Here is a 23724-nt window from a genome sequence, read left to right as displayed (position 1 = left end):
AACAGAAACTGAATTTTCTATTAAATAAGCATACTATAGCAATAAAAAACATGGCTCAGAAACCAGGTATACCAAAAGGAACTAGAGATTTTAACCCAGAACAAGTAGCAAAACGTAACTATATTTTTAATACCATACGTCAGGCTTTTGAAACGTTTGGGTTTCAAGCAATAGAAACACCAAGTTTTGAAAACTCCAGTACCCTAATGGGTAAATACGGGGATGAAGGTGATCGGTTGATTTTTAAGATTTTAAATTCAGGAGATTATCTAACCAAAGCTAATGTAGAGGCTTATAATAAAAAAGATTCAACAAAATTAACAGCTTCTATTTCTGAAAAAGCTTTACGTTATGATTTAACGGTGCCTTTTGCGCGTTATGTAGTACAACACCAAAATGAGATTGAGTTTCCGTTTAAGCGTTACCAAATACAACCTGTATGGCGGGCGGACAGACCTCAAAAAGGACGATTTAGAGAGTTTTATCAATGCGATGCCGATGTGGTTGGAAGTACGTCTCTATGGCAGGAGGTAGAGTTTATTCAACTGTACGATGCAGTGTTTTCAGCTTTGCAGTTGGACGGGGTAACGATAAAAATTAACAATAGAAAAATACTTTCGGGTATAGCTGAAGTTATTGGGGCCAGCGATAAACTTATCGATTTTACCGTAGCACTTGATAAGCTTGATAAGATAGGTGAGGAGAAGGTTAAGGAAGAAATGCGCTCAAAAGGTATTTCAGAAGCAGGTATCCAAGCATTACAGCCTTTGTTTTCATTATCGGGTTCGTTTGAATCTCAAATTGATAGTTTAAAATCTATATTGTCTGCTTCCGAAGAAGGCACAAAAGGGATTGAAGAATTAGCATTCATAAATGAAGCCATTTCAGAGTTAGGTTTAACCACAGCAACACTGCAATTGGATGTTACTTTAGCCAGAGGCTTAAATTATTATACGGGAGCCATATTTGAAGTGGCTGCCCCAAAAAGTATTAACATAGGTTCTATTGGTGGTGGTGGTCGCTACGATGATTTAACGGGTATTTTTGGTTTAAAAGATGTTAGCGGTGTGGGCATCAGTTTTGGTTTAGATAGGATTTATTTAGTTCTGGAAGAGTTAAATGTATTCCCTGAAACAGTGAGTAAACATGTTGAGGTATTGTTTATTAATTTTGGAGATAAGGAAGCTTTATTTGGATTAAAGGCTATTAAAGCTTTGCGCCAAGCAGGTATTCATGCCGAATTGTTTCCTGATGCGGCTAAGATGAAAAAGCAAATGAATCATGCTAATAAAAGAAACATTCCTTTTGTGGTTTTGGTTGGTGAGGAAGAAATAAACTCTAATTCCTTTACTTTAAAAAATATGATTTCTGGAGAGCAGTTTAAACTATCACTTGAGGAATTGATTTCCTGTGTGCATAGTTTTAAATAGCTAAAAGGGTTGGAGTTTTGTTAAGTAGGGATTTCTTTTTAGAAATTAGACCTTATTAAATCGGTTAAGAAAAAAAAGCCCTGATTCAATCAGGACTTTTACAAAGTTAAGTACATGGTAGATTTGGGGACAATTGACTAACTCAAACTTAACTGGTTCTAGTTGATTAATATTTTTTTTATATAGTATTGTTCATGCGTTTGAAATCTTATAATATATGATCCAGCAGCTAATAACTTTGATTTTATTTCAAAGTATTTTTCTTTTGGCAGATTCGTAACGTGTAAAACAGACTGGCCAAGTATATTATAAACTTCAAAGGCATGTAATGGAATAGCGTGAGGATTTTGGATAATAAAGCTAGATTTCTCATTTGAAAAATGCATCTGAATATTTTTTTCTTTTTGTACGTCAATATCTAACGTGGTCGTGTTTGAAAAAGCGAGTTCAAACCGATTAGAGTATGTATTGGGGTTCAAGTATATTTGATAGGCACTGGTTTTTAAATTGTGATATGTATTTAATTCCTTATCATGTAAAAAGATTTCCTGTTCATTCGGAATGTTTTCTAGAGCGTCAATTTTTATGGTTGTTAAGCCGTCTTTATCAATTTTTAAACCTAAAGGAAGTGGTTTTTCAGTATCAAAGCTGTTTATGGCTTGAATAGTAAACTTTGATTCAGCTATGTTCCAATAAATATCTTCTTTATTGTTTTCTATTAAATACCCGTCATACCCAAGATCAATACCATAAGTAGCATGTTCATCTTCACCAATAAGTAATTGTCGGTGGTAACCTTGTGGGGAATCAAACATGAGTTTTATTTTTTTTCTACGATCGGTTTTAGCTAGGATAGCAGATTTCGAGTTGCTCGGTGCTTTAAGGAAGATAGATGAAGCGCCTTCTTTTTCAAAAACACGTTGACTGTTTTTAAACTGAAGTGTGCCGCCAACCACCGTGTTAGGAGTGATTGTGTTGCTACTTTGGCTCACTAAGTTTGTATTAGGGTTTGCTGAGACAAAAAAGCCTTGTCCTACAGGGATATAGCGTTGAGGAATTTTAGTCCCAGAGGTGCCGTTAATATGTATTCTGGTATCGTTGTTTACGGCTACGGTGCCACCCATAAGAGTGTATGTAGCATAACCACCTTGATACTCTATGAGGTAGTGTGAGTTCGGTGCAAAATGATCCCAAAAGTACAAGGCTCCATTTATAACATTAACCCCTTTTTCCTCACCGTTTGAATCAACGAAACTAATATTGTCTTTTATAAATGCATCGGCATCTAAAGCAGATGGGTACGGGTTGCCAACTAAATAATCACTTCCCGCATTAATGGTTATGGAAATATCACCATTATTGGGTTTTCCTTCAAACACATAATTTTGTGTTAGGGAAATATTTCCACCAGTGTCTTCAACCCCTTTCATGGTAAAACCTTCACCCACTTGTAATAATCCATTACTTCTTATATGCTGCCAAGAGGAAAAATCATCACTTAATCTGTTGCCGTATTTCCAAATCCAATAATCTGCTATGGTAATATTGTTTCCAGAAATATTGCCATTATATCCAGATCTAGAAAAGGTTATGTTGTTTGGTGTGGCCGATATGGTACCATTTTTCATTAAGTTATTGGATAACCTAAAGGCATTGTTATTAGTAGAGCTATTACTAAAACCAACTGGTGATGACCAGTAGTTGTATGTATATACATCTTTGGTGCCTTGCTGATCGCGCTGTAATGTTCCACTACTTGTTGGATCTAAATAGCTTCCTTCGGTTTGAACTAATTGAGATTCACCTTCAAGATCAATATTCCCATCTAGTTTTAAATAATGCGTTACTGTAATGGCGTTTCCTGTTTTTAAAGCATTGTCGCCATTCAGCGTTAATGTAGCATCGCTATTTATCTTTAGTCCGAGTACTGTTCGGTTGTCATTTTTGTTTACAGGAATAAAATTGGGGTCTGAATTCTCTAAAATAAGGTTATGATTGATTTCAACAATATTGTAATCAATAGTTTCATGTGTGTTTGCATATGAGTTTGTGCCTGGCAGGTATTGTACATCACCATTTTGCCAAGTATTGGAATCATCCCAATTTCCTGCTTGCTTGGTTTTATATGGTAATGGTGCTGTTTGATAATCAATACCATCAAAATTTATCAGGCTAAGGTCATTACCGTTATTTGATTCATCTTTGAGGCTTCCAAAAATAATGTTGCTCATGGGGTAATAGCCTACTAAATTATCCCAAGGAATTTGCTGTATTTCATTTTTTGAAAGGATTGAAGGTAACTCTTTACCAACAACATAATCTATGCCAAGTACTTGGTCTTTGGTGATTTCCTGATTCATTATATAACGAATCTGGTCTGCTGATAAGGCTATATTCCATATTCTCACCTCGTCTATATTACCTTTTACTTTCTGCTGTAGTGCATTATAGGGAGTAGCACCTATGATGAAAGGAGCATGGGAAGAAGCGTTGATTGGATTTAAAGTATTATTGTAATCTTCTAAAAGGCCATCAACATAAAGACTTGCCATATTGGTTTTAGAATTATAGCTAACAGCAACGTGATGCCATTCTTGATTGGGGATGCTTACTTCGGATTTCAAGACATTATTGGCAGTATCTTCAGCGTTTTTCCAAGTCATACTAAATTTACCGTCTTGATTTATTTTTAAAGCGTACCCTTGGCTTAAGATTTCAGCTTCAAAGGTATCGTTATGAAAAAAATCATTTCTTTTAGAAACAATATCAAGTGCTGTTGAATCTCGTTTTACCCAAGCGCTTATCGTGTAGTCGGTATGAGCTAAATCATTAACGTTTCCGGCAGTGATGTAGCCTTCAGAACCATTAAAATGTAGTGAACGTGATCCTAAATTTAATTCTTGAGCTGAGCCAAATGTGATGTATTTTGTGCCCTCTAAATAGCAATCGACTTCTAAATTAGTATCGACTTCTTTCATGGTAACCGATGTAACGTTGGTAGTAAAGGTGTCATCATCTGCTACTATCATAATATATGTGCCGCCCTCAGAAACTGTTGAAGCCACCATAGTTTTTGGTATAGATAGCTTAATAGCTGAAACAGGATCTGTAACAATCACTTGCCATATTTTTTCAATAGGGGTAGCATTTACGGTTATGCCAAGTGCTGTGCCTTTGCCAAAATCTTTAACTATAGGATTTGTGGCCAAGGTAGAACCGATATTGTGTTCCCATAATAAAAACGATTCTTGTTCAATAGTTTGAACTACAGGTGTTTGTGCTAACCCTAGAAAACAGGTGGAAAGCATCCATCCTATTAATACATGTTTTAAAGGATGTATAACCTTTATCATAAGTGGTTCATTTTAGCTGGGGACTAATTACCCTACAAACGTAAGCAAAAAATCTATGAAATGCAAAAAAATACGACAAAATGCATTTTTGTATAAAAAATGCTAATAATTAAGTTATTCCCTTTCCAGAATATGTGCTAACAAAGGAAGAGGATAATACAAGTAAATCATCACTTGTTTTAATTCTTATGAATCAAAATATGGTGACTTTGCAAGCGGTAATTCTATCTTTTTAGGGGGCTAGTAATATTTATTGAGAATCAAAATAATTGACCAACAAGGCAACTACATAGTTGTAACTCTGCAAACCTTTGCTCTGTCTGTTGGCTTTGAGGAAGTTATTATAAAAAACCTTAAAAAAAGGTTCGGTAGGGTTTTGATGTGTTTCCCAAAACGAACGGACTTCTTCATAATTCTTTAAAATACCCTTATTAACGGTTTGTACTATCTCATTGTAAGCATCTTCATCACGTCTGTATATTTCATTGAGACAAAACCTTAAACCAAACGTGTATCCTGTGTATTTAAAATAAATGTTGTCGTGATTAATACTTGATAGGCAAGCAATAAAATTGGCTTCATTTTCAGCAGCATAACCTAATTGATGAGCCACCTCATGGGCTGCAGTTGTGGGAAATTTATAAATAGGTATAATGGCATCAACCTGAGCTTCGTTAGTGAAAGGGTTTAAATAGCCACTAAATCCCATATAGGTTAAAGGATAACTAAATAATGATTTTTTTATGCTTCTTGGGTGGTACTTTAGATGTGGGAATGCTGTTTGTAAATTATCATAGCCATGAGGAATTAAATCCAATATTTCGTGTTTAGTAAAAGGTAAAATCACTTTTATTGTGTCATTTTTGGTAATACTTAAATGTAAGTTGTTGGCTTCGGTTATAAGTTTTCTAGTTACTTCAATTAATTGCTCGGTGGTATAATCTTTTTCTAAATGTAAACTTTTGTGAAGCGGTAATCGGTAGTAGTTTAAACCCCAAAGTATATGGAAGGCACCGTAAAGTATTGCCAGAGCAGCAACAATATCAATTAGCCAATTTTTTAAATCATATTTTAGGCGTTTTCTGTTTATGTAAAACCATCTTATTATATAGATTATGGCACAGCTGTAAATGATATCACCAAATGAAAAGGGGAGCCAACCTAAGGTAAACCTAAACAGTTTTGAAATTAACGGATATATACCATTACTGTAATATTGCTCTATAAATTCGGGGTCATTTGAAAGCCATTTGACTACAACAATTTGTAATACAAGTGATAAGGCTACAATGTTTTTTTTCTTTTTTAGCATGAGTCAAAAATAATAAAAATTTGTACCCTTGTGTATTGACAATCTATTAAGGTTTCTTCCTGCTTTCCGTTATATCTTTTTTATTCGTTCCTCAAAAACAAAAGGATGCCACTTCAATCAGGAGTAGCCGCCAAAAGCTATCCGTTTTTGCTACCTTTGCCATCTAAAAATACAACTAAAAATGAGCCAAGAAATAAGACAGTTAGAACCACAAGCACTTTGGAATAAGTTTGCCGATTTAAATGCCGTACCACGCCCTTCAAAAAAAGAAGAACGGGTCATAGCTTTTATGAAAGAATTTGGTGAAAATCTGGGACTTGAAACCTGTGTTGATGAGGTGGGTAATGTTATCATTAAAAAGCCAGCAACACCAGGTATGGAAAATAGAACTACCGTGGTGATGCAATCTCACTTAGATATGGTACATCAAAAAAATAATGAGACCCATTTTGATTTTGATGCTCAAGGTATTCAAATGTATGTTGATGGTGATTGGGTACGTGCTAATGGTACAACACTAGGCGCAGACAACGGTATAGGGGTAGCAACTATTATGGCTGTTTTAGAAAGTAAAAATATACCGCATCCTGCTATTGAAGCCTTGTTTACTATTGATGAAGAAACTGGAATGACAGGAGCTATGGGACTCAAAGGAGGTTTGTTGTCTGGAGGTATTCTCTTAAATCTAGATACAGAAGAAGATAATGAAATAGGTGTTGGTTGTGCCGGCGGTATTGATGTTACGGCCAAAAGAACATATGATGAAGAAGAGACACCTGAGTTTAAGGTTGGGTATTGTATCAATGTAAAAGGGCTTCAGGGAGGGCATTCTGGTATGCAAATACATGAAGGCTTGGGTAATGCTAACAAAATTATGAACCGCATTTTATTTGATGGTTTTGAAAATTATGGATTACGTATTTCTGAGATTGATGGTGGTAGTTTACGTAATGCTATTCCGCGTGAAAGTACAGCCATTGTTGCTATAGATGCAGTACACGAAGATGCTTTTTTATTAGACATGGCCATGTTGGGCAATATCATAAAAAAAGAACTAAAAACTATGGAGCCCGACTTAAAAATTGAGGTTTCAAAATGTAAAACCCCAAAGCAGATTATGGATCTTGGTGTTCAGGAAGGTTTTACACGCGCTATGTACGCCGCTTTAAATGGTGTGTACAGAATGAGTGCAGATATTCCAGATTTGGTTGAAACATCAAATAATATAGCTCGTGTTATTGTAAAAGGAGGTACTATTCAAGTGGAATGTTTAACCCGCTCTTCTGTTGAAAGTGCTAAGATAGATTTAGCAAACACCTTACGTGCAACTTTTGAGTTAACAGGTTGTGAAGTAGAATTTTCTGGAGATTACCCAGGGTGGACACCCAATATGGATTCGGCTATCTTAAAAGTAATGTCTGATTTGTACGAAACATTAAATGGAGAAAAACCGCATGTGGCGGCATGTCATGCAGGTTTAGAGTGTGGTATTTTAGGAACTCATTATCCCGATATGGATATGATTAGTTTTGGTCCGAATATAAAAGGAGCACACTCACCTGATGAACGCGCTCAAATATCTTCAGTTCAAAAATATTGGAAGTTTGTGTTAGAAATTTTGAAGCATATTCCAGAAAATTAACAAGATACATTACATTTGAAATAAGGCTATAATCTAAAAGGTATAGCCTTATTTATTTTGGAGTGTTGCTTTCAAAAATATTTGTTTCAAAGCCGTCAATGCTTTTCGTGTTTTTGTTTTTCCAGTACGCTTCAATTCTGTCATGACCCTGCTTTTCAGCCCAATCATTGAGTAGTGTTCTGTCTTCTCTAAAATCCATGAAAGGCACTGAGTAGCCGCATGAAGATTGTACCAAATCTACTTGCATTTCAATAATTTGTCTGGCGCCCACATTTTCAGGAAAAAGATGTTTGTATTCTTGATATTCTTGATCTCTTTTGTGAAATATTTTGGCATGCCCATAAAGCCTTAAAATCATAGGCTTTCCTTCAAAAGCACAAAACATAATAGTCATTCTGTCATTTTTAGGAAGGTGTGCCGCAGTTTCATTACCACTACCCGTTAAATTAAGCCAAACTACTTTGTTCCTTTCAATAATTCTTAAAGCATCAGTTCCTTTAGGAGATAGATTAACACGTCCTTCTTGGGCAGCTGTGGCAACAAAATAGATATGCTGCTTTTCTATAAAAACTTTTTGTTCATTTGATATAAAATCGAATTGTTTTCCCATGTTTTTTGAAAAGAAATAGTTAATACGAAGTTTCGAAGGTCAGTATACTAGTATTGCTCTTAAATTATTTTATTGTTTGTTGCTAGTAATATTACTCAATGCTTATTTCATCAATTTCCCAAAGACCATTAAACGCATTAAAAATTGGTTTTATAGCTAACTGCATGAGACGTTTGTTAATATTACCGAATTGGGTTAACTCAATTGTGTAGGTTGCAAAATCAGTATCGTTTGCACTTATTGGAATAGTTACCCAATTTTGCTCATCCCAGTTAATGTTATCCATATCAATTGTCCAAAATCCTGCACCCTCGTTCCTCGTGTATAATGCAATTTTCATTTGATTGGCATAGCTACTATTTTTTAATTTTACTTTTAGTTTTTTACATGCACTTAAATCTGTGTATAACCATGGCGCACTTTTTACAGTAGCCCCTCGGTTAAAGGCATTTCCAGAAAGTACATCGCGGTTCACATACAAGTTGGTGCCATTTAAGGTTTGCCATCCCATGGTGCTAGCCTCAAATTCCCATGTTCTGCCAGGGCCAGGATACATCCGATCATCTTTGGGTATAAAAATAGTATCATCCGTATTAAAAAAGACAGGTTTTAAGCTTGCGCCACGGTAAAATGCACTTATGTCGTGATTTTCTTGTAACACATACCACTGACCGTGCCACTCAAAAAACTAGTATGTCCGCCTTTTAAAAAGGGGCCTTTATAGGTGTAAGGACCGTATAGGTTTTTTGACATGGCATAGTTTGAACCGTAAACCAAGTAATACCAATCATTACGTTTAAAAAGCGTTGATTTATCATCGGTTTTTAGGATTTCACCATTTTCATTTTGAACAATGATTGGTTTTGGTGTTGTGGTTAACGACTTCATGTCTTCCGCTAGGGTTGCCATATAATATGTTCCAGAACCAAAACAAATGGTGTACACATCGTCTTCAATAAAAATTTCAGGATCATAAGGGTGTACTGGTACAATGCCTTCTTTGAGTAGTGGTTTTCCTAAAAGATCTGTATATGGTCCTGTTATTTTATTGGCTACCATAACACCTGTATTAATATTTCTATTTGAGAAAAACCAATAGTATTTACCGTTTCTCTCACATATATCACCTGCCCAACAATTGGGTAAGTCTCCAATGTAGGTTTGTTTGGGGAGAATATCTCTGTGGTGTGTATATGTTTTTAAATCAACAGAAGACCAAACTTCCCATTTATCCATTCTGAAAGATCCTTTTCCTTCCCATGATTCATCATGTCCTGCAATAAAGAAAAGGGTGTCATTTTGCACCCAAGCATGGGGATCTGCCATGCCATGTTCAGGAACAATAATATCAATTTTAATAGCGTCGGGGTTTCTGCCAGCTGCGGCATTAGAGCGTCTTAAGAGTTCATCGCGCATCTGCTTGGCATGTAAGGCAAAGGCTTTTTCATTGCGTTCCTCTACTTCTGGAAAATTTACCCCATTACTGGCTATATCTTTTAGTGAGACGCCGTAGTTACCCAATAAGGCCCAATAAGTAGCGGCATCAGAATCATCAACTCTATTTTTTGTGAATTTCCCCTCAGCAAAAATTTTCCCTAAGTTACTGTCTTTAAATAAACTGTAATATTCTTTTCCTTTTGGGCCACCTTCAACAAGGCCGTATTGCCCTATGCCTCCACATTCGTAAAATTCAATATTGCCATTTTTGGCTTTGTTTTTCATGTATTCACATGCAATAGGGTCGGCAAAGCAGTTGTGAGTATGTTCAGGATTTTTTATACTACCTACATGAAAATTAGAGCTGGTCCAGTGGCTTATAAATCGTGTTTTTTTTAAAATATCGAATCGATTATTGTTTAAACAATAACTGACAAAAATAGCTTGCTCAGTTAATGGACCATAACATAAAACATTGATAGTTTCTTTGCTTTGATCAACCTCTTTAAATAAAGATAAAATAGACGGGTAATTCTTTAAAATATAATTTTTGGTTGGAGAAAAGCTTACCCCCATACCTTTTATTGAAGATTCTAAAAACCGAATAGTGGTTTGGTAGCCTCCTATGTATTTGTTTAAATTTTTTAAATCTTTTGAGTAGGCACTTGCATAAGTTTCTTCAGCCCATTTTTTTTGATCAATGGTATTTTTATTCCACGGATGTGTGGTACTTCCTATTACTACACCTCTCGTGTTAAACATATTTGACATTAAGAGATAACTGGCAACTGCTGAAATATCATCAGGGTCGTTAATTTGGTAACCACCATCACTGATAAGCCAAACTTTTGGTTTTTGAGAAAACATAGCAGTTGCTACTAATAACATGAAAAGACATAATTTTTTTGTCATTATATAAGAGGTATAGTTTAGTGTACTCAAATATATAATATAAGAAAAGAATTAACATAATGTTATAAGAGGTTAGTTTAGGGATTGCAAAAGGACTCTTATGAGGTGATAACAAGTGTCAAGGCACTGGATCATACCCAGAACCACCCCAAGGGTGACAACTAAATATGCGTTTTATAGCAAGCCAACCGCCTTTTAATAAACCATGCTTTTGTAGGGCTTCTTTACTGTAGTGTGAGCACGTTGGTTGGTATCTGCATGTTGCAGGCGTTAATGGTGATATAAAGGTTTGGTATACTTTAATCAATAGCAAGAAAGGAAAAATGAGTATTTTTTTCATTCTGAGTGTATCAAAAGAAACCAGCGCTTATATGATTTTATAATTTGGTTACCTGATTTTATTTAAATAAGTTCAGAATAACACTTGGGCACTTAGTTTATAGAAAAGGTAGTACCGTCTTTACCATCTTTTAACTGAATACCAACAGCAGCCAATTCATCTCTTATTTTATCTGAAAGAGCAAAGTCTTTATTTACGCGTGCTTCTTGTCTTAGTTTTATTAGAACATCAACAGCACCTGATAACTTATCAGAATTGGTGTTGCTTTCAGCCGTGTTTTCAAGCCCTAAAATATCAAATACAAAGTTATGTATAGTGATTTTTAATAGGTTTAAATCGTCTTTGGTTATAGAGGCCTTGCCTTCCTTGATTTGATTTATAAATTTTCCAGCTTCAAATAAATGAGCAATTAAAATAGGTGAATTAAAATCGTCATTCATAGCATCATAACATTTTTGTTTCCAAGTAGGAATATCAAATGTAGAGTTGTTTGATGTATTTATTTTATTTAATAGGTTTACAGCATCCATTAGTCTATAAAAGCCTTTTTCACTCGCTAATAAACCATCATCTGTTAAATCTAAAACACTTCTGTATGATGATTGCGCGTTAAAAAAACGAATAACACTTGGTGAGTAGGCCTTGCTGAAAAAAGAGTTATTTCCTGAGAGCAGTTCGTCAGGGTTTACAGTGTTTCCTGTGGTTTTTGACATGCGTTGTCCATTTAGCTCAAGCATATTAGCGTGCATCCAGTAATTAACAGGAGAATTTCCTTTAGCGGCTTCATTTTGCGCAATTTCACACTCGTGATGTGGAAATTTTAAATCCATGCCACCACCATGAATATCAAACTGTTCACCCAGATACTTAGTGCTCATAGCGGTACACTCTAAATGCCAACCAGGAAACCCGTCACTCCATGGTGAAGGCCAGCGCATAATATGTTGGGGCTCGGCTTTTTTCCAAAGGGCAAAATCTTGAGGGTTTTTCTTATCACTTTGTCCGTCAAGTGCTCTGGTGTTATGTATTAAATCGTCTAGCTTACGTTTACTCAATTTACCATACTCATGCGTTTCATTAAACTTATGCACATCAAAGTAAACAGAGCCATTAATCTCATAAGCAAAACCATTCTCAATAATGGTGCTAATTAGCTCGATTTGTTCAATAATATGACCTGTTGCTGTGGGTTCAATACTTGGAGGTAAAAAATTGAATGTGTTCAATATGTTATGAAAGTCAACCGTATAACGTTGTACCACTTCCATAGGCTCAATTTGTTCTAAACGCGCTTTTTTTGTGATTTTGTCTTCACCAGCATCAGCATCATTTTCAAGATGTCCAGCATCCGTAATATTTCTAACATAGCGCACTTTATAACCCAAATGCTTCAAATATCGAAATACCATATCAAAAGACATAAAGGTTCTTACGTTTCCTAAATGTACATTGCTATAAACTGTTGGGCCACACACATACATGCCTACATGCCCTTCGTTTATTGGTTTGAATAGTTCTTTCTTTCCGGTAAGTGAATTGTAAATACTTAATTGTTGCGATTGGTATAACTGCATGTTGGTTTAAGTAGATGAGTTATTTTGTTTGACTAAGGATTTAAAATGTGGTATCTAGCTTAATATAATCAAGGAATTCTCTGCGAGTAGCCATATCTTTGAATTTTCCACCAAATTCTGAAGTTACCGTGCTACTTTCAATATCTCTAATTCCTCTTGAATTTACACATAAATGTTTCGCATCAATAACACAGGCTACATCTTTAGTGCCTAAAACGTTTTGAAGTTCTCTTACAATTTGAATTGTTAATCGTTCTTGAACTTGTGGGCGTTTTGCAAAATAATCTACCACCCGATTCATTTTAGATAATCCAACCACGGTGCCATTTGAAATGTAGGCAATATGTGCTCTACCAACTATAGGCAATAAGTGGTGCTCACAGGTTGAGTATACAGTAATGTTTTTTTCAACCAACATTTCACCGTACTTGTATTTGTTATCAAACGTTGAGGCACTAGGTTTTTTATCGGGATCAAGCCCACCAAAAATTTCTTTAACAAACATTTTTGCCACGCGGTTTGGTGTACCTTTTAAGCTATCGTCTGATAAGTCTAAGCCTAAGGTTTCCATAATATGACGCACATCGTCTTTAATAATATCTATCTTTTCTTCATTAGAAAGTTTGAAAGCATCTTGCCGTAAAGGCGTATTTTCAGAGGTTCCAATGTGCTCATTTCCAAGAGCGTCAAAATCTTCTAAGTTGTTATCAAATTTCATCTGTAATACTCAAAATTGAATTTGCAAAGATAAGCATTTCTAGTTTGTTACACTTGGTCTTAACAAATAAATAATATGTACACTTAGTCTGATGCTTTTTGTAAAAATTACAGTTAACTTTTAGAGATAAAAAAGCCTGAAAGTTAATTCAGGCTCAGTATTGGTAATTTTGTGTGTTCTATATGTTAAAGGCAAGAGATAGGGTGAAATTAGTATATTTTCTATCAATGAATGCCTTGTCAATAAGTCCAATGGTATATAGAGGCGCTGCGAATGATCGTTTTGATTCATCAAATGCTAAGTCTAATCGAGTATTTCCAAAATTAAAACCTAAACCAAGGGAATACCCTGTTAAATCACCCACGGTTATACCGTCGGCATACGGACTTTCTTCAAAGCGATACCCACCTCTTAAGCTAATTTGTTTAATTCTATATTCAGCACCAGCTCTGTAAGTGTTTGTACTTTTGAAAACATCTCTTATAATTTGGTTTTGATCAATAAAATCTGGGTCTGAAGTTGGTCTGAACTGCATGTTGCCGTAGTTTTTTCTTGAATAGTCAAAACTAATAATACCTTGTTTATTAAATACATAGGCTAAGCTTCCTGTGAACTTAGAAGGTGTTTTAAGTCTATATCTAGGATATACGTTAACTATTCCAGGGTTAATGGCAGGAAAATCCTGATCTTCTAATTCATCGGTATCAATAAACTCTGTAGTTTCTTCATCAATAGAATACCAGGTTGGGGAATCATACACTAGACCCAAACGAAATTCTGGGCTTAGCTTAACAATACCGCCAAACTGAAAGGAGTATCCAACCCCTCTGGTAGATAAATTTTGCTGAAAATCAACAAAGTTTACAATAGAACCTACGTTAGAATTATTCTCACGAAGCCGGGTAGATTTATCATAACTTATAAAATGAGAGTTAAAGTTAAAACCTAAAGACAAGATGTCTTCGTATTGTGTGGCAAGGTTAAATGTAATTTTACCATTGTAACCCGTGGCAATATAAGAGTAGTTGTGGTTAAAATCACCTGAGGCTACATTGGCATAATAAAGTGTGTTATCGTCATCATCTACTTCAGGATCAAGAATAAAAGATTCAAAACCTAGAAACGCTTGCTGGTGGGCAAAACCAAAGCTGTCACCAATGTCACGATATGCAGAACTAATGGTTTCACCAGGTAGTGCCGAAATATCTGCTAAACGTTTTCCATCAGCATAATCATAAAAGTAACTAGCAATTGAATTACTGAATTGTCCATCGTCATTTGTGTTCAACCCTCTAGCGAACCAGCTTGTTTCATAATTGTTTGTTCGTTCAGAATTAAAACTTAGAGCAAACTTTTTCCAGGGAGACCGATTGCTACGATCTGCAAATACAAATGTTATGCCTCCTTGATTAATTGAAAATTTTGAGTCACTAGAATTAGTAAAACCATTAAAGTAAGTGGTGTTGTTGTCTATTTTAAAATTTGCACCAGTAACAGAGGCATGGCTTTGACTGAAAACAACAGAGCCTGCGGGGTTTAAACTAACGGCGCTCATATCGCCACCTAAAGCTCCAAAGGCGCCACTCATGGCTCTAAAACGCGCGGTTCCATGTATCTCTTCTTGTGAGTATCTAAACGCATCACTAATGTCTTGCGCATGTAATGAAGATAATGAAATAGCTGCAATTAATAGTAAATTTAACTTCTTCATGTGTTTGATGTTTTTAATGTTTGGGGCAAAAAAGGTGTTTGTCTACGTAAGATATTTAACTACTTAAATTTTTATAGAAATGATATTATCGTCTTCTTCCACCTCCCGATGAGCTAGCTCCTGAACTTCTGCCGCCACCAGATGATGATCTTGACATAGAACTACTAGATCTTGAACTGCTACTAGGAGAGTATGATGAACTTCTTGAGGAAGATGATGACCTATAGGTGTTTCCTGAATTATATCTGCTATTTGACGAAGGCTGCCTGTAAATGGTACTAGAACTTCTTCTTGTTGTTGAAGATGATGATCTTGTTGTTGAATTTCTAGACGGTGTTCTTACAGTTGCTGACCGTCTTGTAACTCCTGAGTAAGATCTGTTAACGTTACTTGAATTGCTATTTCTTCTATACGTTGAGGATGGTGTTGAAGCGTATCTACTAACACTGTTGCTTCTTCTATTTGTAGTATATTTTGATGTGGTGCCATTTGATACCCTTGAAGAACTGCGTCGACCTTCATAATTGCCAGCTACAGTATTTTTAGTATTACCATTTCTTGAATATGAACTACGTCTGCCTCCAGAATTAGCATCTGATCTGTTGTAATATGAGCTTCGTCTGCCTGATGTCGAACCAAAATAGTTGTTAGCATAGTAACCACCTCGTCTTGAAGCGCTATAAGATACATAAGGACTGCGGTAGTAGCCGCCCCAATAGCCTCCCCAGTAGCCACCCCAATAGCCTCCGCCCCAGTAATTATTCCATGGGTAGCACCATCCAGGGTATCCCCAATAGCCATTCCAGCCCCAGCCGTAACCAAAGTACCAGTTAGCCCCCCAGTAACCACCCCAACCCCAGCCGTTGTTCACGTAGTTAATGGTAACATTACTGTTGGTTTGCCCCCAACCACCATAACCAGCATAATTATTCGGTATGGAGTCATTTTCTACATAGGCAGAACTTTCATAGGAATCAATATCAGTGAAAATAGCATCTTCTGGTGTCATGCTTTCAGATTCAATAGCTTTTGTTTTAAAATAGTCACTATAGTAATTACTTCTGTTTGCTCTTGAAGTTTCAACAGGTCTTTCTTGGGTTTGTGCAACAGGATCACCATAAATTCCGTCATTGTTTGTACCAACATATTCATAAGATCCACATGATAAAAATCCAAACAATAAGCTAAATAAAGCTATAAATGGCGCTTTTAGTTTTAAGTAGTTGTTAAAATGCATATCTCTTGAATTTTATTGTTGAACATCACAAAAATAGTTAGTTTTGCTGAACTATTTTTTTATTTAACTAAGTCACAACATTTGTGCCAAAAAAATGATATGAGTAAAAAACTTACCAGTAGAGCAACAGATTATTCAAAATGGTATAACGAATTGGTTGTTAAGGCTGATTTAGCCGAGAATTCGGCTGTGAGAGGTTGTATGGTTATAAAACCATACGGATATGCCATATGGGAAAAAATGCAGGGCGAATTAGACAGAATGTTTAAAGAAACGGGGCACCAAAATGCCTATTTCCCCTTGTTTGTGCCAAAAAGTTTGTTTGAAGCCGAAGAAAAAAACGCTGAAGGATTTGCTAAAGAATGTGCTGTTGTAACACATTATAGGTTGCAGAATGATCCAGAAAATAAAGGTAAGTTAAGAGTTGATCCAGAAGCTAGATTAGAAGAAGAGTTAGTTGTAAGACCCACTAGCGAAGCCATTATATGGAATACCTTTAGAGGTTGGATACAATCTTATAGAGATTTGCCATTATTGATAAATCAATGGGCCAATGTGGTGCGTTGGGAAATGCGTACACGCTTATTTTTACGTACAGCAGAATTTTTATGGCAAGAAGGGCATACAGCTCATGAAACTCGTGAAGAGGCACTTGCTGAGGCCGAGTTAATGAATAATGTTTATGCTGCTTTTGTTGAGAAGTTTATGGCTATACCTGTTATTCAAGGGCTAAAAACTGAAAGTGAACGTTTTGCAGGAGCAGATGAAACCTATTGCATTGAAGCCTTAATGCAAGATGGAAAGGCCTTACAAGCAGGAACCTCTCATTTTTTAGGACAGAATTTCGCTAAAGCCTTTGATGTAAAGTTTGCTAATAAAGAAGGCAAGCAAGATTATGTTTGGGCCACTTCATGGGGTGTGTCAACACGATTAATGGGGGCTTTAATTATGACGCATAGTGATGATTATGGTTTAGTATTGCCTCCTAGTTTAGCTCCGAATCAAGTAGTTATAGTTCCTATTTATAAAAGTGAAGAAGATTTAGCTGCCATTACAGAAGTTGCAGAGAGTATAATTAGCGACCTACGAGTAAAAAACATCACGGTTAAATATGATAATAGAACTACTCAAAGACCAGGGGCTAAGTTTGCTCAACATGAGTTACAGGGGGTGCCTTTAAGAATAGCGATTGGTCCTAAAGATTTAGCCAATGGTACGGTTGAACTAGCCCGAAGAGATACCTTAACAAAGGAAATTGTAGGGTTACATGATATAACAGATAAAGTTGATGGTTTGCTACATGAAATTCAGGATACTTTGTTTAACAAAGCGTTAAAGTTTAGAAATGAGCATATCACAGAGGTTGATACTTTTGAGGCGTTTAAAGAAGTTTTAGAGGTAAAAACAGGATTTATTTCCGCACATTGGGATGGAACAACAGAAACAGAAGATAAAATAAAAGAGTTGACAAAAGCGACCATTCGTTGTATCCCTTTAAATGCTAAATTAGAAGAGGGGGTGTGTGTATATTCAGGAAAACCATCTAAGCAGCGTGTGTTATTTGCTAAGGCATACTAAATCAATGTTTAAGATAAATCAATGCAATTTTTTTTGAAAAAAAATTATTTTGCTCTTGCAACATTTAAAAATAGTTGTAATTTTGCAACCGCAATGAAAAACATTGTGAGTTATTTGAAAAGCGAATAAAAAAAGAATAAAAAATTATTTTTTTTACTTGTAGTTTTAAAAATAAAATTTATCTTTGCGCACTCAAAAACAAATGGCCCGTTCGTCTATCGGCTAGGACGCCAGGTTTTCATCCTGGTAAGAGGGGTTCGATTCCCCTACGGGCTACAATATTTTAATTATAGAAAAAGAAAATGGCAAATCATAAGTCAGCATTAAAAAGAATAAGAAGTAACGAAGCAAAACGCTTAACTAATAGGTATCAGCACAAAACGACTCGTAATGCTATTAAGAAATTACGTGAGTTAACTGATAAAAAGGAAGCTGAAGCATTATTTCCTAGTGTTGTTTCTATGCTTGATAAATTAGCAAAGAAAAACGTTATTCATGTTAACAAAGCGGCTAACTTAAAATCTGGTTTAGCAAAACACGTAGCAGCACTGTAATCTATATTTAAATTAAAATATATAAGGCCTCTCAAAATGAGAGGCCTTTTTTTGTATACTGTTTTTTACTCTAAATTTTATATAGGTCCTTTAACCAATTCAATATCTTTTAAAACTTTTGGGTAAAAATATGACCAAGAAAATTTGTAGGTTGTAATGAGTAGCAAAGACACCTCTTGATATTGTTTGATGGCTTCAGTGAGCCTTAACCAAAATTTAGCTCCATTTTCAAGATGAATGATAGATTTATTTTGAAGGGCTTTGTTCTTAGTTTTTATTGTCTCCTCAAGATGATACCTGATTCGGGTTTTTCTCAAAAGTACAAACTTAAATATCTCCAGACTTCCAAATTATGAACTTTTACTTGAAACACCACTGAATTTTTTACAGCAAAAGATACTTTAGGAGAATCCTTGTCAAATTATATGTCAGTTTTTTGTTTGGTGCATGAGATTAAAAAAACAATAAGTATAAACATAAAATGTTTCATACTTGAAATAGGTTTCAAATGTTGAAATTATGGAAAAATAATTACAATTAAAATTTCAAGAAAATAAAGCCAGGAATTCTGTATTATTTTTTAACCGATTTGGTATTTTTACCAACTACATAATACTATAATTAATTATTAAGAAATGGTCTCAAAATATCTGTTTTGCTCTTATAAAACCTCATGTGTATTGAAATGTTCGGTGTATTTTATGTTATTAACAACACTTGTTTTTTCCTGCAAACCTAAGAGTTTTAACGAACCTCAAATTTCGCTAGATAATTATCAAATAGAAGAAGGGTTTGAACTTAGTGTGGCGGCATCTGAACCTTTTATTGAAGCACCTGTGTCTATGGATTTTGATAATAAGGGACGTATGTGGGTGGTTGAAATGAAAGGATTTATGAGAAATCTTCAAGGTACTGGTGATGATATACCAAATGGCACCATTTCTATTCTTGAAGATTTAGACCATGATGGCATAACAGATCACTCTAAAGTGTTTATTGATAGTCTTATATTGCCACGAGCCTTGGCTCATGTATATGGAGGGCTTTTGTATGCAGAACCGCCAAACCTGTGGTTTGTTGATATTAAGGATGACCAGCCAATCAATAAAGTTTTAGTAGACTCTCTGTATTCTGATGGGGGTAATGTAGAGCATCAACCTAACGGATTAATGGTGCATATTGATAATTGGATTTATAATGCAAAATCAAATTTTAGATACCAAAGAAAACATGGTGAGTGGATTAAAGAACCAACATCTTTTAGAGGGCAGTGGGGTATTACTAAGGATAATTTTGGAAGACTTTATGTCAATACAAATTCCACTCAAATAATGGGGGATTTTGTGTTGCCTAATACGATAAATAAAAATGTTTTTTACAAACCAGAAGCAGCCCTAAATAAAACGCTAACAACAAATCAACGGGTATACCCGTTACATGCAACATCAGTAAATCGAGGTTATGTTGAAGGTGTGTTAGATGAGGATAGTTTACTTATAAATGTAACATCGGCGTGTGGTCCCATGATATATCGCGGTGATGCGTTTCCCGAGAATTATTTAGAAAATGCATTTGTATGTGCACCAGAGGCTAATATAGTAAAACGTAATATTCTGTCATTTGAAAATATCGTGCTTAGTGCAACTCAAGCGATTCCTGAGCAGGAGTTTATTGCGTCTACTGATGAAGGTTTTCGTCCTGTAAACTTGTTTAATGGACCCGACGGGAATATGTATGTGGTTGATATGCATAGAGGTATTATACAAGATAAGGCTTTTATGACGCCGTATTTACAGGAACAGACTGCTGTAAAGAAGCTTGACACTATAATTGGGATGGGGCGTATTTTGAAAGTAACTCATAAAAATAATCAACAGGTTTCTCCTATACAAAATTTAGATAAACTCAAGAGTACGGAGCTAGTAGATTTATTAAAACGTAAAAATGGTTGGTTCAGAGATAGGGCCCAGCAATTATTGGTATATAGACAAGATAGAACCGATGAGGTAGTTTCTGCTTTAATAGAGCTTTTACAAGATACTAATAATGATATAACGCAAATTCATGCATTACATACTTTAAATGGTTTAAATGTTTTGGATTTTGAACTATTAGAGTCCTTTGTTTATTCTAGTAAGAATATATTATCCTTGTGTCATGCCATAGTGTTATTAGAGCAGTTCGCATCTGTAGACAGGGTCGCTTCGGTAATAAAACTATTTCAAGAATTAGAATCTAAAGATGATGCATTTATAGATTTATATATTTTATCATCCTTGGGAAATTGGGTGTCATTAGCTGAAGAGAAATTATTTCCATTGGGGCATAACTTATCAAAAAAATATAAGGATGAGCCTATTTTTCAGGAAGCTTTTATTAATAGTTTAAGGGATCATGAGGAGGCCTATGCATCTTACATGAGTACGAATAAAGAACCTTTAAGTAGTGTTGTTTTTCAAAATATTTTAGAAACAACTTTATCTAATAAAAAACAGAATAAGAAGAATTTTATTTACACTAAAAAGGGTGTGTCAACAGATTCTAGAACTGAAGGATATGCTGTTTACAGAAATTTTTGTGCCACCTGCCATGGGCTAAACGGAGAAGGAGTTGAAAACTTAGCACCTCCCTTAATGAATTCAGATTATGTGTCTAACTCACCAGAAAAGTTAGCGCTTGTTGTGTTGCACGGATTAAGAGGACCCATACATGTGAATGATAAATTGTATGAATTCAATATGGTTATGCCTGGTTTGGCAAACAATCCTGAATTTAGTGATGAAGATATTCAAAATATTATTTTATACGTAACTAATGCATTTTCAGGTAATGGAGCAATACTTGATAAAGAAAAAATCATGCAATTACGTAAGCAGAAACCTGAAAAAGATGGTGGGTATTCTGAAGAAGAATTAATCCAGTTGCAAATCAATTAGGGCAATACTCTTTTTTGTAAAATTAAGGGAGCTTTTTTGGGTTGTAAAGTTCTGGTGTTACAGATATTTGAGTAAAAAAATCACCATTAACATCATAATATTTAAAATCTATAGTAACGTTGTTATCTCTGTAAAATTTTAATTCGGGGCTGTTTTTTACGTTTTCAATGACATTTGGTTTGATGTAATTTTCAACTTCTTTTAAATTAACCTCCGATTTTTTTAGATCCTTAAGCGTGTAGTGATAGATGAAATTTGTTTTTGCTATGGATGAAGCACTATCTAATCGTGTGTATTGATCAATTTCTAAGGGCGTTTGCTTATTAAGTTCTGTAGCAGCCTGTTGAAGTTTGTCAGCTAAATCATCTTTTAATAAGTAGGTGACACCAAAAAAGCCTATGGCAAAGGCTGTGATGCTAAAAACTATTCTAAATAGTAGTGTTTTATTTGCTTTTTTCACACGTATTGATTTTAAACTTAGGTGATACAATTTTGGGCTTAAATATAAATGTTTAATGTATTATTCATTGAAAGGTATCTCAAATAAATTTTGGAAAAGGATTAGAATAAGAACACGTTGTGTATAGGTATGCTTTTAAAGAAAAAGCCTCAACCATAAAACGGTCAAGGCCTAATTAAATTTGAGTTAGTTTGTTTTTTATTGAAATTATCCGTTCATAGATATTAAAAACTCTTCGTTGTTTCTAGTTTGTTTAAAACGGTCATTGATAAATTCCATAGCTTCAACCGGGTTCATGTCTGCTAAGTATTTGCGCATTACCCACATACGTTGTACGGTATTGTCATCTAATAATAAATCATCACGACGTGTACTAGATGAAGTTAAGTCTATAGCAGGGAAAATTCTACGATTAGAAATCTTTCTATCTAATTGTAGTTCCATATTACCAGTTCCTTTAAATTCTTCAAATATAACCTCGTCCATTTTAGATCCTGTTTCGGTAAGAGCTGTGGCAATAATAGTTAAAGAACCGCCATTTTCAATATTACGAGCAGCCCCAAAGAAACGCTTTGGTTTGTGTAATGCATTGGCATCAACACCACCACTTAAAATTTTACCAGAAGCTGGTTGTACCGTATTATAGGCTCTTGCTAAACGCGTTATTGAATCTAGTAAGATGACAACATCATGACCACATTCTACTAAACGTTTTGCTTTTTCAAGGACAATATTAGCAATTTTTACGTGCTCATGAGCTTCTTTGTCAAAGGTAGAAGCGATAACTTCACCGCGAACATTTCGTTGCATGTCGGTTACCTCTTCAGGGCGTTCGTCAATTAACAGAATCATTTGGTATACCTCAGGATGATTCGCTGCAATAGCATTAGCAACATCTTTTAATAACATGGTTTTACCCGTTTTTGGTTGTGATACAATCATACCACGTTGTCCTTTACCAATAGGAGAAAACAAGTCCATAATTCTTGTAGAAATAGTGCTTTGTTTTTCGGCAATATTGAATTTTTCCTGAGGAAATAACGGTGTTAAATGTTCAAAAGACACACGGTCTCTCACTACATTTGGGTTCTGACCATTAATCTTGCTTACCTTTATTAAAGGGAAATATTTTTCACCTTCTTTTGGCGGGCGTACATGCCCTAATACAGTATCTCCTGTTTTTAATCCGAATAAACGTATTTGTGATTGCGATACATAAATATCATCAGGTGAGGATAAATAGTTATAGTCCGACGATCTTAAAAAACCATAGCCATCTTGCATGATATCAAGAACACCTTCGCTTTCAATTATAGCATCAAACTCATAGTCTGGTTCGCGATAGCGATTGCGGTTGTCCTTATTTCCTTTATCAACATTAGCGTTTTTTTGGTTTCTATGTTGGTTTTTATTTCTTTGTTTTTGTTGGTTATCGTTTTGTCCCTTTTGCTGTTTAGAAGGATGTTCTTTTTGAGGCACGTCGTTTTTCTCTTCTTTTTGAGGCTTTTCGCTTGCAGCTTTTGCTTCGGGTTTAGTCTCAACAACAGCTTTTGTGCTATCATCGGTTTTTGGTTCTGCAGTATTGCTAGCAGGTCTTTGAACCCGTTGTCTAGGTTTTCTAGCTGGTTTAGCTTCTGCTGGTTTTTCGGTGTTATCTTCTGGGGTAACAGCAGCTTTTACAGCTTTTGGGTCTGCCGCTTGCTGATCAAGAATTTGATAAACTAAGTCTAATTTTTTTAATGATCGGTATTTAGGAACTTTTAATTTTTTAGCAATTTCCTGTAAATCAGCTAGTTTTTTTTCTTTTAATTGTGAAATTTCAAACATTGATGTTTAATTGAATATATTGAATGTTTTGTTTTGATTACTTTTAGTAAAGTAATTCTGAAATAATGATTTTATTCTGAAGAAATAACCGCT

Annotated in this window: 18 protein-coding genes and 1 tRNA gene; 6 read left to right on the top strand and 13 right to left on the bottom strand. The window is 35.1% G+C overall.

What is annotated here, in order from left to right; all coding sequences use genetic code 11:
• Positions 1-50 precede the first annotated feature (50 nt).
• On the top strand, positions 51-1430 hold the full coding sequence (gene hisS, locus FGF67_RS04700) for a histidine--tRNA ligase (RefSeq protein WP_139695328.1): 1380 nt from the start codon (positions 51-53) through the stop codon (positions 1428-1430).
• Positions 1431-1588: 158 nt separating this feature from the next.
• Here hisS and FGF67_RS04695 read toward each other — a convergent pair whose 3' ends face one another.
• Positions 1589-4783 (bottom strand): LamG-like jellyroll fold domain-containing protein, encoded by a 3195-nt coding sequence (locus tag FGF67_RS04695; protein ID WP_139695327.1) that lies wholly within the window; start codon positions 4781-4783, stop codon positions 1589-1591.
• 250 nt (positions 4784-5033) lie between these two features.
• Positions 5034-6095 (bottom strand): DUF3810 domain-containing protein, encoded by a 1062-nt coding sequence (locus FGF67_RS04690; RefSeq protein WP_139695326.1) that lies wholly within the window; start codon positions 6093-6095, stop codon positions 5034-5036.
• Between the two features lie 181 nt (positions 6096-6276).
• Between FGF67_RS04690 and FGF67_RS04685 the strand changes: the two genes are divergently transcribed.
• The gene (locus FGF67_RS04685) at positions 6277-7737 is read left to right on the top strand and encodes an aminoacyl-histidine dipeptidase (RefSeq protein ID WP_139695325.1); all 1461 of its coding nucleotides are present in this window, start codon (positions 6277-6279) and stop codon (positions 7735-7737) included.
• Between the two features lie 52 nt (positions 7738-7789).
• On the opposite strand, the gene FGF67_RS04680 is transcribed toward FGF67_RS04685, so the two are convergent.
• The 8 genes from FGF67_RS04680 to FGF67_RS04645 form a co-directional block, all read right to left on the bottom strand.
• The gene (locus tag FGF67_RS04680) at positions 7790-8347 is read right to left on the bottom strand and encodes a pyridoxamine 5'-phosphate oxidase family protein (protein ID WP_139695324.1); all 558 of its coding nucleotides are present in this window, start codon (positions 8345-8347) and stop codon (positions 7790-7792) included.
• Between the two features lie 91 nt (positions 8348-8438).
• Complete coding sequence (locus tag FGF67_RS04675) at positions 8439-9008, bottom strand: hypothetical protein (RefSeq protein WP_139695323.1); 570 nt, start codon at positions 9006-9008, stop codon at positions 8439-8441.
• Positions 8984-10672 (bottom strand): family 43 glycosylhydrolase, encoded by a 1689-nt coding sequence (locus FGF67_RS04670; RefSeq protein ID WP_158293176.1) that lies wholly within the window; start codon positions 10670-10672, stop codon positions 8984-8986. Before FGF67_RS04670 ends, FGF67_RS04675 begins: the two co-directional genes overlap by 25 nt.
• A 142-nt stretch (positions 10673-10814) precedes the next feature.
• Entirely contained in the window at positions 10815-11036 is a 222-nt protein-coding gene (gene yidD, locus FGF67_RS04665; protein ID WP_139695321.1) for a membrane protein insertion efficiency factor YidD, read from the bottom strand.
• A 92-nt stretch (positions 11037-11128) separates the two neighbouring features.
• The gene (cysS, locus tag FGF67_RS04660) at positions 11129-12610 is read right to left on the bottom strand and encodes a cysteine--tRNA ligase (RefSeq protein WP_139695320.1); all 1482 of its coding nucleotides are present in this window, start codon (positions 12608-12610) and stop codon (positions 11129-11131) included.
• A 40-nt stretch (positions 12611-12650) separates the two neighbouring features.
• Positions 12651-13328 carry a GTP cyclohydrolase I FolE gene (gene folE / locus FGF67_RS04655; protein WP_139695319.1) on the bottom strand — a complete coding sequence of 226 codons (678 nt, stop codon included), beginning with the start codon at positions 13326-13328 and terminating at the stop codon, positions 12651-12653.
• Between the two features lie 178 nt (positions 13329-13506).
• The gene (locus FGF67_RS04650) at positions 13507-15039 is read right to left on the bottom strand and encodes an OmpP1/FadL family transporter (protein WP_139695318.1); all 1533 of its coding nucleotides are present in this window, start codon (positions 15037-15039) and stop codon (positions 13507-13509) included.
• A gap of 85 nt (positions 15040-15124) precedes the next feature.
• Positions 15125-16276 (bottom strand): hypothetical protein, encoded by a 1152-nt coding sequence (locus tag FGF67_RS04645; protein WP_139695317.1) that lies wholly within the window; start codon positions 16274-16276, stop codon positions 15125-15127.
• A gap of 99 nt (positions 16277-16375) precedes the next feature.
• On the opposite strand from FGF67_RS04645, the gene proS reads away from it, so the two are divergent.
• From proS to rpsT, 3 genes are all read left to right on the top strand, one after another.
• Positions 16376-17854 carry a proline--tRNA ligase gene (proS, locus tag FGF67_RS04640; RefSeq protein ID WP_139695316.1) on the top strand — a complete coding sequence of 493 codons (1479 nt, stop codon included), beginning with the start codon at positions 16376-16378 and terminating at the stop codon, positions 17852-17854.
• A gap of 204 nt (positions 17855-18058) precedes the next feature.
• Positions 18059-18130 (top strand) — tRNA-Glu (locus FGF67_RS04635).
• Between the two features lie 26 nt (positions 18131-18156).
• Positions 18157-18408, top strand: coding sequence for a 30S ribosomal protein S20 (rpsT, locus tag FGF67_RS04630; protein WP_139695315.1), 252 nt, complete (start codon positions 18157-18159; stop codon positions 18406-18408).
• 77 nt (positions 18409-18485) lie between these two features.
• Here rpsT and FGF67_RS04625 read toward each other — a convergent pair whose 3' ends face one another.
• Positions 18486-18725, bottom strand: a complete 240-nt coding sequence (locus tag FGF67_RS04625; protein WP_139695314.1) for a hypothetical protein — start codon at positions 18723-18725, stop codon at positions 18486-18488.
• Between the two features lie 384 nt (positions 18726-19109).
• Between FGF67_RS04625 and FGF67_RS04620 the strand changes: the two genes are divergently transcribed.
• Complete coding sequence (locus tag FGF67_RS04620) at positions 19110-21344, top strand: DUF7133 domain-containing protein (RefSeq protein ID WP_139695313.1); 2235 nt, start codon at positions 19110-19112, stop codon at positions 21342-21344.
• Between the two features lie 22 nt (positions 21345-21366).
• Here FGF67_RS04620 and FGF67_RS04615 read toward each other — a convergent pair whose 3' ends face one another.
• Together FGF67_RS04615 and rho are read right to left on the bottom strand one after the other, a co-directional pair.
• Complete coding sequence (locus FGF67_RS04615) at positions 21367-21804, bottom strand: hypothetical protein (protein WP_139695312.1); 438 nt, start codon at positions 21802-21804, stop codon at positions 21367-21369.
• Between the two features lie 207 nt (positions 21805-22011).
• Positions 22012-23631 (bottom strand): transcription termination factor Rho, encoded by a 1620-nt coding sequence (gene rho, locus FGF67_RS04610; protein WP_139695311.1) that lies wholly within the window; start codon positions 23629-23631, stop codon positions 22012-22014.
• Positions 23632-23724 lie beyond the last annotated feature (93 nt).

The organism is Allotamlana fucoidanivorans (assembly GCF_006265225.1).
Taxonomy (GTDB): domain Bacteria; phylum Bacteroidota; class Bacteroidia; order Flavobacteriales; family Flavobacteriaceae; genus Allotamlana; species Allotamlana fucoidanivorans.
Note: the sequence above shows the minus strand (reverse complement) of the source record. Positions and strands in the feature narration are given on the sequence as shown.